At 74.9% G+C, this 14,355-nt stretch carries 1 protein-coding gene (only partly in view); it reads right to left on the bottom strand.

What is annotated here, in order from left to right; genetic code table 11:
• Positions 1–14,343 carry the 5' portion of a type I polyketide synthase gene (locus O7622_RS23190; RefSeq protein WP_282310311.1) on the bottom strand. Its footprint begins 15,495 nt before the window's first position, so the window shows 14,343 of its 29,838 coding nt (coding positions 1–14,343); it begins with the start codon at positions 14,341–14,343; its stop codon lies off the left edge, out of view.
• Positions 14,344–14,355: the final 12 nt, after the last annotated feature.

Consider the following 14,355-nt stretch of genomic DNA (forward strand, 5'->3'; position numbering starts at 1 on the left):
ATCACAAGCCACCACCCGCACCGACGCACCCAACGCGGACAACCGCTCCGACAACTCACCCGCACCCGCAGCCCCCGGACCACGCCGCGACACCAGCACCAGCGACCGCACGCCGTACGCCGACACCAGACGCTCCGCCACCAGCGCGCCCAGCGCACCCGTACCACCCGTCACCAGCACCGCACCATCACCCACGACCGGCGTCTCCACCGACGCCGGAACCACCGCACGCACCAGACGCGGCACGAACACCCCGCCCGCACGCACGGCGACCTGACCGCCGAACGCCACCGGCTCGTCGGCCACCGTGGCCAGCACACCCAGCAGCCCGGCGTCCACGTCGCCGTCGACATCCGCCAGCACGATGCGACCCGGGTGCTCCGACTGCGCCGAACGCAGCAGACCCCACACGGCCGCACCGCCCAGGTCGGACACCCGGTCGTCCGCAGCCACCGACACCGCGCCCCGGGTCACCACCACCAGCCGCGACTCCGCCAGCGCGTCGGCCGCCAGCCAGGACCGCACGGTCGCCAGCACGGCCGTGGTCGCCGCGCGTACCGCGTCGGGGACGGCGCTCTCCGGCGCGTCGAGCGGCAGCAGCAGCGCCTTCGGTGCGATCGTCCGGCCGGCGTCGACGGCCGCGACGAGCGCCTCGACGTCGCCGTACGCCGGCAGGTCGGCGGTTGCCGGCGAGCCGACCAGTGCCCAGCCGGAGAGGTCTCCGGCGGCGGCGATCTCCTCGGCCTGCCAGGTGAGTTCGAACATCGCGCGGGCCGCCGCGCCCACCGCGGTCACGCCGGTCAGCTCGCGCAGGGCGAGGGTGTCCACCGACACCACAGCCGCGCCCGACTCGTCGCACGCCACCAGGCGCACCGCCGAACCCGCACGCGTGAGCCGCACCCGCAGCACCCGCGCACCCGAGGCCCACACCTGCACACCCTCGAACGCGAACGGCACCCGCGCCCCACCCGAGCCCTCCGAGCCGGACAACAACCCGATCGGATGCAGCGCGGCGTCCAGCAGCGCCGGGTGCACGCCGAAGCGAGCCGCCTCCACCGCCGCGTCGTCCGGCAGCACCACCTCGGCGTACACGTCCTCGCCGACGGTCCACACCCGGCGCAGCCCGCGGAACACCGGCCCGTACGACAGGCCGTGCTCCGCCAGGGTCGGGTACCAGCCCGTGACGTCCACCTCGACGCCGTCAACCGGCGGCCACTCCCCCACGCCCGGCTCGTCGGCCGACACCGGCTCCAGCACACCCTCGGCGTGCGAAACCCACTCTGCCTCGGGATCACCCTCGGACTGGGAGTGCACGGCCACGACACGGATGCCGGCCTCGTCGGCCGCGCCGACACGCACCTGCACCCGCACCGCACCCACCTGCGGCAGCACCAACGGCGCGGCCACGGTCAACTCCCGCACCCGCGACGCACCAACCTCGTCACCCGCCCGCACGGCCAGTTCCACGAGGGCGGTGCCCGGCACGATCACCGTGCCGGAGACGACGTGGTCGGCGAGCCACGCGTGGGTGGCGAGGGAGAGCCGGCCGGTCAGCACGACCATGTCGGCGCCCGCGACGGTGACCGCCGCGCCGAGCAGCGGGTGCCCGGCGACACCGAGGCCCACGCCGGAGACGTCGGCGGTACGCGCCTGGCCCGCGCCGAGCCAGTACCGCTGGTGCTGGAAGGCGTACGTGGGCAGGTCGACCCGGCGCGCGCCGCTGTCGGTGAACCACTGCGTCCAGGTCACCGGTACACCGTGCACGTGCAGTTCGGCGAGCGCGTGCAGCAGCGCCTGCGGGGCGGGACGGTCCCGACGCTGGACGGCCACCGCCAGCACGACCTCGTCGTCGGCGAGCAGGTCGGCGTTCATGGCGGTCAGGAGGCTCTGCGGGCCGATCTCCAGGAATGTGTCAACCCCGGTGGCCCGCAGGGCGGCGACGCCGTCGGCGTAGCGCACGGCCTCCCGCACGTGCCGCACCCAATACTCGGCGCGGGTGATCTCCTGCGGGTCGGCCAGGGCACCGGTCAGGTTCGACACCACCGGCAACAACGGCGCCCGGAACGCCAGCCCCGCCAGGACGGCACGGAACTCATCAAGCATCGGCACCATCAACGGACTGTGGAACGCATGACTCACCGCCAGCCGACGGGTACGCACCCCCCGACCACGCCAAACCCGCTCCACCTCGGCCAACACCTCAACCGCACCCGACACCACCACTGCCGCCGGACCGTTGACCGCCGCGACACCGACCCGATCGGTCAGCCCCACGATCGACTCCACCACCGCCGCCTCATCAGCGGCCACAGCCAGCATCCCGCCACCGGTCGGCAGCGCCTGCATCAACCGACCCCGCGCCGCCACGAGAACGCACGCATCCGCCAGAGACAACACCCCAGCCACATACGCCGCCGTCACCTCACCGATCGAATGACCAGCCACCACATCCGGAACCACCCCGAACGACTCCACCAGGCGGAACAACGCCACCTCGACCGCGAACAACCCCGCCTGCGTGAACACCGTCTGATCCAGCAACCCCGCCTCAGCGGAACCCTCCGACGCGAACAGCACCTCACGCAACGGACACGGCAACAACGGATCGAGGTGCCCACACACCTCGTCCAGCGCGGCGGCGAACACCGGGAACAGGGCGGACAACTCCCGACCCATCCCCGCACGCTGCGCACCCTGACCCGAGAAGAGCACAGCCAGCTGCGTACGCGTCGTGCCGGTCCCCGTCGCCACGGCGGCGGCCGGCTCACCGGCGGCGAGCGCCCGCAGCCCGGCCAGCAGTTCGTCCCGGCCCGTCGCGGTGACCACCGCACGGTGCTCCAGCACGGCCCGGCTGACTGTCGACGACCAGCCGATGTCGGCGGGGCGCAGTTTCTCGTCGTCGGCGATCCAGCGGGCCCAGCGGTCGGCCTGCGCCGCGACGGCGGCCTCGGAGCGGGCCGAGAGCAGCACGGGGGTCGGCAGCGACCCGGCGGCGGGCGTCGGCGCGTGCTCGTCCCGGGTGGGCTCCGCTTCGGCGGGGGGCTGCTCGATGATCACGTGCGCGTTGGTGCCGCTGACGCCGAACGACGAGATCGCGGCGCGACGGGGCCGGCTCGCCGTGGGCCAGTCGCGGGCCTCGGTGAGCAGGGAGACCGCCCCGGCGCTCCACTCGATGTGCGGGGACGGCTCGTCGACGTGCAGCGTCGACGGCAGCATCCCGTGCCGCATCGCCATGATCATCTTGATGATGCCGGCCGCCCCGGCGGCGGCCTGGGTGTGGCCGATGTTCGACTTGATCGAGCCCAGCCAGAGCGGCCGGTCGGCGGGCCGGTCCTGCCCGTACGTGGCCAGCAGGGCCTGCGCCTCGATCGGGTCGCCCAGGGTCGTGCCGGTGCCGTGCGCCTCGACGGCGTCCACGTCGGCGGTGGTGAGCCGGGCGTTCGCGAGGGCCTGCCGGATGACCCGCTGCTGCGACGGCCCGTTGGGGGCCGTCAGCCCGTTCGACGCGCCGTCCTGGTTGACGGCGCTGCCGCGTACCACCGCCAGGATCCGCCGGCCCGCACGCTGCGCGTCCGACAGGCGCTGCACCAGCAGCACACCGACGCCCTCGGACCAGCCCGTGCCGTCGGCCGACGCCGCGAACGACTTGCAGCGACCGTCCTGCGACAGGCCCCGCTGGCGGGAGAACTCGATGAACGTCCCCGGCGTCGCCATGACGGTCACGCCACCGGCCAGGGCGAGATCGCACTCGCCGCCGCGCAGCGCCTGCACCGCGAGGTGCAGCGCGACCAGCGACGACGAGCACGCCGTGTCGACAGTGACCGCCGGGCCTTCGAGGCCGAAGGTGTACGCGACCCGGCCGGACAGCACGCTGCCGGAGGTGCCGGTGCCGAGGTAGCCGCCCACGCCCTCGGGCAGGTCCTGCACGCCGGAGGCGTAGTCGTGGTACATGAGCCCGGCGAAGACGCCGGTCCGGCTGCCACGTAGCCGCGACGGGTCGAGGCCGGCCGACTCGAACGTCTCCCAGGACGCCTCCAGCAGCAGTCGCTGCTGCGGGTCCATGGCGATCGCCTCGCGCGGCGAGATGCCGAAGAAGTCCGGGTCGAACTCGGCGGCCCCGTACAGGAAGCCACCGTGGCGGGTGTACGACGTCCCGGGGTTGTCCGGGTCGGGGTGGAAGAGCCGGTCGAGGTCCCAGCCCCGGTCGGTGGGGAACTCGCCGATGCCGTCGGCGCCGGCGGCGACCAGGTCCCACAGCTGCTGCGGGTTCGTCACGCCGCCCGGGTAGCGGCAGGCCATGCCCACGATGGCGATCGGCTCGTCGACGTTCGTCGCCCGCACGGCCCGCTGCTGCTCGGCGACCTGGCCGGACAGCTGCTCGTACAGGTGCTCCGACAGAGCGGCGGGGGTCGGGTAGTCGAAGACGAGCGTCGACGTGAGCCGCAGTCCGCTCACGCTGTTGATCCGGTTGCGCAGCTCGACGGCGGTCAGCGAGTCGAAGCCCAGTTCCCGGAACGCCCGGTCCGCCGGCACCGCCTCGGCGCCGCCGTGGCCGAGCACCTGCGCGATCATCCCGCGCACCAGCAGGGCCACCTGCGTACGAGCCTCCTGCGGGTCGAGGCCGGCCAGCCGGTCGGCCCACGTGCCGGTGCCGGAGCGGCGACGCTTCGCGGCCGGTCCCACCAGGCCTCGCAGCATCACCGGCACCCGGCCGGCGGCGGTCCGTGCCCGCATGGCGGGCAGGTCGACAACGGCCGGCACCAGCGCCGCGCCGCCGTGGGTCAGGGCGGCGTCCCACAGCCCGAGCCCGACCGGGGCGGTCATCGGGACCAGACCGGCCCGGGTCACCCGCGCCCGGTCGGTGTCGTTGATCGACGCGGCCATGCCGTCGGTGTCCCACATGCCCCACGCGAGGCTGACGGCGGGCAGCCCGCGCTGCGCCCGCAGCACGGCGAGGGCGTCCAGGAAGGCGTTGCCGGCCGCGTACGCGGCCTGGCCGGGAGAGCCGAGCACCCCGGCGACGGAGGAGAAGAGCACGAACAGGTCGAGGTCCAGCTCGGCGGTCGCCTCGTGCAGCCACCAGCCCGCCGTGACCTTCGGGGCCAGCACGTCCGCCAGCCGGTCGGCGGTGATCCCGCTGACGATGCCGTCGTCGAGGACGCCGGCGGTGTGGACCACCCCGGCCAGGCGGTCGTCGGCGGTGATGGACCGGACCAGCTCGCCGACGCGCTCGCGGTCGGTCACGTCCGTGGCGACCACGCGGGCGGTCGCGCCCAGCGCGGCCAGCCGCCGCACCAGCTCGTCGGCTCCGGGGGCCGCCGGGCCCTGCCGGGACGCCAGCACCAGCGAACGCACGCCGTAGGCGGTGACGAGGTGTTCGGACACCAGGGCGCCCAGCGATCCGGTGCCGCCGGTGACGAGGACGGTTCCCCCGTCGAGGGTCGCCGGGGTCCGCGCGGCACCCGTGGCGCGGACCAGCCGCGGCAGGTACGCCGTGCCCGATCGCACCGCGACCTGCCCGCCGAGGGCGGGGTCGTCGGCGGCTGCGGCGAGCAGGGCCAGCAGGTCGGCGTCCGGGTCGGCGCCGGGTTCCAGGTCGGCCAGCACGAGCCGGCCGGGGTGCTCCGACTGGGCCGAGCGCAGCAGGCCCCAGACCGCCGCCCCCGCCAGGTCGCTGACGCGGTCGTCGGCGCCGGTGGCCACCGCGCCGCGAGTCACGACGACCAGCCGCGAGTCCGCCAGCGGCTCGGCCGCCAGCCACGCCTGCACCGTGCCGAGGACGTCCGTCGTGACGGAGCGCACCGCGTCGGGCACGTCCGTCCCGGAGGTCGCCGGGGTGACCGGCAGCAGCAGCGCCGCCGGGGCGGTGCCGTCCGTCGCCGCCGTGGTCAGAGCGGCGACGTCGGCGTACGCCGGTAGCTGCGGCGCGCCGTCGAGCGGGCGGTCACCGAGCACGGCCCAGCCGTACGCCCCGTCGGGCGCGGCGATCTGCTCGGGCTGCCAGGAGACCTCGAACAGGGATCGGTACGCCTCGTCCGGCGCGGCCGCCAGGCCGGTCATCTCGCGCAGCGTCAGCGAGTCCACCGACACCACGGGCACGCCCGTCTCGTCGGCGGCGACCAGCCGCACCGAGTTACCGGAGGCGGTGAGGCGGACCCGCAGCGTCCGGGCGCCGACGGCGTGGACCTGCACACCCTCGAACGCGAACGGCACCCGGGGCCCGCCGCCCGGCTCGTCGGCGGGCAGCAGCCCGACGGGGTGCAGGGCGGCGTCCAGCAACGCCGGGTGCACCCCGAAGCCCGCCGGGTCACCGGTGACCTCGTCGGGGAGGGCGACCTCGGCGAACACCTCGCCGTCGGCGGTCCACGCCCGGCGTAGGCCCCGGAAGACCGGCCCGTACGCGAGCCCGTGCTCGGCGACCGTCGCGTACCAGCCGGTGACGTCCACCTCGGACGCGCCGGGTGGCGGCCAGGCGCCCAGGGTGGGCTCATCGGCAGTGGGGGCGCCGACGAGGCCGTCGGCGTGCCGGGTCCAGCCCGACTCGGAGTCGTCCTCGGGCTGGGAGTGCACGGTCACCGAGCGGCTGCCGGTCCCGTCGACGGGACCGACCCGGACCTGGACCCGCACCCCGCCGCCGGTGGCGGGCAGCACGAGCGGGGCGAGCACTGTCAGCTCGCGGACGCGGGACGCGCCGACCTCGTCGCCCGCCCGGACGACGAGGTCCACCAGCGCGGTGCCCGGCACCACCACGGCGCCGGAGACGACGTGGTCGGCGAGCCACGGGTGCGTCGACACCGACAGCCGGCCGGTCAGCACCACCATGTCCTCGCCGGCGACCGACACCGCCGCGCCGAGCAGCGGGTGCCGAGCCACGCCGAGGCCGGCCCCGGAGACGTCGGCGGGCTGGCCGGTGGGCGGCAGCCAGTACCGCTCCCGCTGGAAGGCGTACGTGGGCAGGTCCACCCGCCGCGCGCCGGTCTCGGCGAACCACGACTGCCAGGTCACCGGCACACCGTGCACGTGCAACTCGGCCAGGGCATGCAGCAACGCCTGCGCCTCCGAACGGTCACGGCGCTGCACAGCCACCGCCAGCACGACCTCATCATCGGGCAGCACATCGACAGCCAACGCGGTCAGGACGCTCTGCGGCCCGACCTCCAGGAACGTATCCACACCCGCCGCCCGCAGCGCCGTCACCCCATCGGCGAACCGCACAGCCTCCCGCACATGCCGCACCCAATACTCCGGCGTACGGATCTCATCGCCAGCCACGGCACCGGTCACGTTCGACACGACCGGCAGCAGCGGCGCCCGGAACGCCAGCCCCGCCAGGACGGCACGGAACTCATCAAGCATCGGCACCATCAACGGACTGTGGAACGCATGACTCACCGCCAGCCGACGGGTACGCACGCCCCGATCCCGCCAAACCTGCTCCACCTCGGCCAGGGCCTCGACGGCACCCGACACCACCACGGCGGTAGGCCCGTTAACCGCCGCGACACCGACCCGATCGGTCAGCCCCACGATCGACTCCACCACCGCCGCCTCATCAGCGGCCACAGCCAGCATCCCGCCACCGGTCGGCAGCGCCTGCATCAACCGACCCCGCGCCGCCACGAGAACGCACGCATCCGCCAGAGACAACACCCCAGCCACATACGCCGCCGTCACCTCACCGATCGAATGACCAGCCACCACATCCGGAACCACCCCGAACGACTCCACCAGGCGGAACAACGCCACCTCGACCGCGAACAACCCCGCCTGCGTGAACACCGTCTGATCCAGCAACCCCGCCTCAGCGGAACCCTCCGACGCGAACAGCACCTCACGCAACGGACACGGCAACAACGGATCGAGGTGCCCACACACCTCGTCCAGCGCGGCGGCGAACACCGGGAACAGGGCGGACAACTCCCGACCCATCCCCGCACGCTGCGCACCCTGACCCGAGAACAGCAGCGCGAGCTGGCCGCGCTGGCCGCCCGGGCCGGTGAGCACGCCGGCCGAGACCTCGCCCGCCGACACGGCTTCGAGGCCCGCCAGCAGTTCGTCCCGGCTCGCCCCGGACACCACGGCCCGGTGCTCCAGTACGGAGCGCGACGCCACCGAGGACCACGCCACGTCGAGCGGGCGCGGGGCCCCGGTGCCGCCGAGCCACTGCGCCCAGCGGCCGGCCTGCGCCGACAGCCCGGCCGCGTCGCGGGCCGACAGCAGCAGCGGCAGCACCGTCGGCATCCGGGACGGCTCGTCACCGATGACCGGCTCGTCGCCGTCGGCCGGCTCGTCCGCGTCGGTCGGCGTGGGCGGCTGCTCCAGGATCAGGTGCACGTTCGTACCGCTGATGCCGAACGACGACACGGCGGCCCGGCGGGGCCGGTCCACAGCCGGCCAGGGGCGCGCCTCGGTGAGCAGGGAGACCGCGCCGGCGGACCAGTCCACGTGGGGGGTCGGCTCGTCGAGGTGCAGGGTCCGTGGGAGCAGGCCGTACCGCATCGCCTGCACCATTTTGATCATGCCGGCGACGCCGGCCGCGGCTTGGCTGTGGCCGATGTTCGACTTGATCGAGCCGAGCAGCAGCGGCCGGTCGGCGGGGCGGCCCTGGCCGTAGGTGGCCAGCAGGGCCTGCGCCTCGATCGGGTCGCCCAGGGTCGTGCCGGTGCCGTGCGCCTCGACGGCGTCCACGTCGGCCGTGGTCAGCCGGGCGTTCGCGAGGGCCTGCCGGATCACCCGCTGCTGGGCCGGCCCGTTGGGGGCGGTGAGACCGTTGGACGCGCCGTCCTGGTTGACGGCGCTGCCGGCGAGCACGGCGAGCACCTGGCGGCCCTGCCGCCGGGCGTCGGAGAGGCGCTGGACCAGCAGCACGCCGACGCCCTCGGACCAGCCGGTGCCGTCGGCGTCGGCGTCGAACGACTTGCAGCGCCCGTCCGGGGCGAGGCCGCCCTGGCGGGAGAACTCGACGAAGGCGCCGGGCGTCACCATGACGGTGACGCCGCCTGCCAGGGCCATGTCGCATTCGCCGCCGCGCAGCGCCTGGGCGGCCAGGTGCACAGCCACCAGCGAGGACGAGCAGGCGGTGTCGACCGTCACCGCCGGGCCCTCCAGCCCGAAGGTGTACGACACCCGGCCCGAGATGACGCTGTGCGCGCCGCCGGTGAGCTGGTAGCCGGCCAGCTCGGCCGGGGTGTCGGTGGTGCCGTAGCCCGACGGGGAGGCGCCCACGAAGACGCCGGTACGGCTGCCGCGCAGTTCCTCCGGGTCGATGCCGGCCTGCTCCATGGCCTCCCAGGACGCCTCCAGCAGCAGCCGCTGCTGCGGGTCCATGGCGACGGCCTCGCGCGGCGAGATGCCGAAGAAGCCCGGGTCGAATGTGGTGGCGCCGTCGACGAAGCCGCCCTCGCGGGTGTGTGAGACGGGTTGCCCGTCTGCGTCGACGGCCAGCAGCCGGCCCATGTCCCAGTGGCGGTCGTCGGGGAAGCCGCTGATGCCGTCGCGCCCGGTGGCGACCAGCTCCCACAGGTCGTCCGGGCTGGCCACGCCGCCCGGGTAGCGGCAGCTCATGCCGACGATGACGATCGGGTCGTCGTCGACCGGCCCGGCGGGGCCCCAGGCGGTGACGGTCTCGACCTCGTGCAGGCGCAGCGTCGCCGACAGGTGGTCGGCGAGGGCGGCCGGGTTCGGGTAGTCGAAGACCAGGGTGGTGGGCAGGGTGAGGCCGGTGGCGGCACCGAGCCGGTTGCGCAGCTCGACGGCGGTCAACGAGTCGAAGCCGAGTTCCTTGAACGCCCGGTTGGCCTTGACCAGTTCGGTGCCGGAGTGGCCGAGCACGGCGGCGGTGTGCGTGCGTACGAGCTCGGTCAGGTGGCGGTCCTGCTCGGCGCGGGGCAGCGTCAGCAGGTGCTGTCGCAGCCCGCCGCCGACGGTGTCCTCCGGTTCCGCGTCGACCACGCGCAGGGCGTCGCGCGCCTCGGCGATGTCGTCGAGCAGGGGGCGGGCGCGGGCGGCGGCGAACGCCGGGGTGAACAGGGACCAGTCGACATCCGCCACGGTCACCGCCGGCACGGCCCGGCCGACGGCGCTGCGCAGCGCGTACACGGCCTGGGCCGGCGACATGGGGCCGAGGCCGCGGCGGGCCAGTAGTTCCTGCCCCTCGCCGCTGGCCATGCCGCCTTCGGCCCAGGGGCCCCACGCCACGGCGGTGGCGGTCAGGCCGCGGGCGCGGCGCCGCTCAGCGAGGGCGTCGAGGAAGGCGTTGCCGGCGGCGTACGCGGCCTGGCCGCCGCTGCCCCAGATGCCGGCGATCGAGGAGAACAGCACGAACGCGTCGAGCGGTCGGTCGCCCAGCAGCTCGTCCAGGTGCACGGCGCCGGCGATCTTGCCGTCGAGCACCCCGGCCAGGCCGGCGAGGTCGGTGTCGACGAGCATGTTCAGCTGGCCCACCCCGGCGGCGTGCACCACCGCGGTCAGGGGCGCCGGGTCGGCGTCGACGTCGCGCAGCAGCGCCTCGACGCGGGCGCGGTCGGCCATGTCGGCGGCGACCAGGCTCACCCGGGCGCCGAGCGCGGTCAGTTCGTCGCGCAGCTCGGCCGCCCCGGGGGCGTGCTCGCCGCGGCGGCTGGTCAGCACGAGGTGCTCGGCGCCGTTGGCCGCCGCCCAGCGGGCCACGTGCGCGCCGAGCGCCCCGGTGCCGCCGGTGACGAGGACGGTGCCGGACGGCTGCCAGCGGTCGACGGTGCCGACGGCCGCCGGCGTGGCGCGCACCAGGCGCCGCACGAAGACGCCGGAGGGCCGCACGGCAACCTGGTCCTCGTGGCCGCCCCCGGTCAGGACGCCCACCGCGTGGTCCCAGTCGTCGCGCCCGGGCGCGTCCGGCAGGTCGACCAGGCCGCCCCAGAGCTGCGGGTGTTCCAGCCCGGCGACCCGGGCCAGGCCCCACAGCCCGCCCTGGGCGACGCTGCGCACCGGGTCGGTGTCGCCGGTGCCGACAGCGCCCCGCGTGAGCATCCACAGTGGTGCCGCGACGTCGGCGGCGTGCAGGGCCTGCACCAGCGTCATCGTGGCGGCCGTGCCGAGCGGCACCGCCGGCTGGCCTGGGTGGGGTGGCTCCAGCAGGCCCAGCAGGGAGACGATCCCGGTGAACGGGGTGTCCCCCACGGCGCCGGCCAGCCGCGACGTCACCTGGTCGCGCTCGGCGAGCGGGTCCACCGCCAGCCGGGACACCTCGCCGCCGGCGGCGCTCAGCGCCCCCGCGAGCGCCCCGGCCCACTCGGTCGTGGTGGCGTCGTCGGCCGGCTCCACGAGCAGCCAGCGTCCCGGGGTGACCGGTGCGGGGGCGGTGGTCCGCTTCCACACCACCCGGTACGACCAGCCGTCGACGACGGCGTCCCGCAGCCGCGCCTTGCGCCAGGACGACAGGACCGGCAGGGCCGGGGCCAGGACGCCCGCCCCGTCGGCGCCGAACTGCGCGGCGAGGGCCGCCACGTCGGAGCGCTCGACGGCCGACCAGAACTCGACGTCCACCACGTCCGGGCTGACCGGGCCGGTGGCCGAGGCCGGCATCTGCTCGGGCCAGTAGCGCTGCCGCTGGAACGCGTACGTGGGCAGGGCGACCGGGGTCGCTCCGGCGCCGGCGTAGAGGGCCGCCCAGTCGACGGGTGTTCCGTTGACGTGCAGTTCGGACAGGGCAGCGAGCAGGGCCCGCGACTCGGGGCGGTCGGCGCGCAGGGCGGGTACGGCGACGACCGGGGTGTCGTCGTCGGCGTCCGCCGGCTCCCGCCCGCTCAGCACGTCCCGGGTCATGGCGGTCAGGACGCTGCGCGGGCCGATCTCCAGGAACGTGTCCACCCCTGCGGCGCGCAGCGCGGCGACCCCGTCGGCGAACCGCACCGCCTCCCGGACGTGCCGCACCCAGTAGTCGGGACTACGGATCTCGTCGACGCCGGCCAGCGCACCGGTCACGTTCGACACGACCGGCAACGCCGGCGCCTCGAACGTCAACCCGTCCAGGACCCCCCGGAACTCGTCCAGCATCGGCTCCATCAACGGACTGTGGAACGCATGACTCACCGACAACCGGCGCGTACGCACACCCCGCCCACGCCAGACCCGCTCCACCTCGTCGAGCGCCTCCACCGCACCGGAGACCACCACCGACACCGGCCCGTTGACCGCCGCGACCCCCACACCGGTCAAGCCGTCCAGCGTCGCCAGCACATCGGCCTCAGCCGCCGCAACGGCCAACATCCCACCACCGGCCGGCAACGCCTGCATCAACCGGCCCCGCGCCGCCACCAACGCACACGCATCCGCCAGCGACAACACCCCCGCCACATGCGCGGCCGTGACCTCGCCGATCGAATGACCACCCACCAGGTCGGGGGCGACGCCGAACGACTCCACCAGCCGGAACAGCGCCACCTCGACCGCGAACAAGCCCGCCTGCGTGAACTCCGTCCGGTCCAGCAGCTCCGCCTCGGCGGAACCCTCGGGTGCGAACAGCACCTCCTTGAGCGGGCGCGGCAGCAGCGCGTCGAGCTGTGCGCACACCTCGTCCAGCGCGGCGGCGAAGACCGGGAACTGCGCGTACAACTCCCGGCCCATGCCGGCACGCTGCGCGCCCTGACCGGAGAAGAGCACCGCGAGCGGACCCCGGTCGGCGGCCTGCCCGGCGACCAGCGCGCCGGACGGCTGGCCGGCGGCGAGGGCGCGCAGCCCGGCCAGCAGCTCCTCGCGGTCGGTGGCGGTGAGCACCGCGCGGTGTTCCAGCGCGGAGCGCGACACGACCGACGACCAGCCGACGTCCACGGTGCGGAGGGCCTCGTCGTCGTCCAGCCACCGGGCCCAGCGACCCGCCTGCGCGCTGAGCGCCGCCTCGGAGCGGGCGGAGAGCAGCACGGGCACCGCCGGCAGGGCGACGGTGGAGGCCGGCCCGGTGTCGGCGGCGTCCGGGGCGGGCGGTTCCTCGATGATGGTGTGCGCGTTCGTGCCGGAGATGCCGAACGACGACACGGCCGCCCGGCGGGGACGGTCGGTCGCCGGCCACGGCGTCGCCTCGGTCACCAGCGACACCTCGCCGGCCGACCAGTCCACCTTCGGCGTCGGCTCGTCGACGTGCAGGGTGGACGGCACGAGCCCGTGCCGCATCGCCATCACCATCTTGATCACACCGGCCACGCCGGCGGCCGACTGGCTGTGGCCGATGTTCGACTTGATCGAGCCGAGCAGCAGCGGCCGGTCGGCGGGACGGTCCCGCCCGTACGTGGCCAGCAGGGCCTGCGCCTCGATCGGGTCGCCGAGGACGGTGCCGGTGCCGTGCGCCTCGACGGCGTCCACCTGCCCGGCGGTGAGTCCGGCGTTCGCGAGGGCCTGCCGGATCACCCGCTGCTGGGCCGGCCCGTTGGGGGCGGTGAGACCGTTGGACGCGCCGTCCTGGTTGACGGCGCTGCCGCGGATCACGGCGAGGACCGGGTGCCCCTTGCGCTGCGCGTCCGACAGCCGTTCCACCAGCAGGATGCCGACGCCCTCGGACCAGCCCGTGCCGTCGGCGGCGGCGGCGAACGACTTGCACCGGCCGTCGGGGGCGAGCCCCCGCTGCCGGGAGAAGCCCACGAACGGGCCGGGGGTGGCCATGACGCACACGCCGCCGGCCAGGGCCAGGTCGAAGTCGCCCTGCCGCAGCGCCTGGCACGCCAGGTGCAGGGCGACCAGCGACGACGAGCAGGCGGTGTCCACGGTGACCGCGGGGCCCTCCAGGCCGAGGGCGTACGCGATCCGCCCGGAGACGACGCTGGTGGCCGTACCGGTCAGCAGGTAGCCCTCGTCGGCGCCCTCGGCCTCGCTCTGCGGGCCCATGCCGTAGCCGTTGGCGGCGGTGCCGACGAAGACGCCGACCTTCTGCCCCCGCATCGAGGCGGGCGCGACGCCGGCGTGCTCGAACGCCTCCCACGACGTCTCCAGCAGCAGCCGCTGCTGGGGGTCCATCGCCACGGCCTCGCGCGGCGAGATGCCGAAGAACTCCGCGTCGAAGTCGGCCGCGTCGTAGAGGAAGCCGCCCTCGCGGGTGGTGGAGCGGCCGGCCCGGTCGGCGTCCGGGTCGTACAGGTTGTCCAGGTCCCAGCCCCGGTCCGTCGGGAAGCCGCCGATCGCGTCGCCGCCGGAGGCCACCAGGTCCCAGAGCTGCTCGGGGCTGGCGACGCCACCCGGGTAGCGGCAGGACATCGCGACGATCGCGATCGGCTCCCTGGCGGCGGCGGTCAGCTGCTGGTTGAGCTGGCGGAGGCGGCCCGTCTCCTTGAGCGACGCGCGAAGCGCCTCGACGACCTTGTCTGCGGACGTAGACATCATGAGCTCCGT

Source organism: Micromonospora sp. WMMD1076 (assembly GCF_029581475.1).
GTDB classification, from domain to species: domain Bacteria; phylum Actinomycetota; class Actinomycetes; order Mycobacteriales; family Micromonosporaceae; genus Micromonospora; species Micromonospora aurantiaca.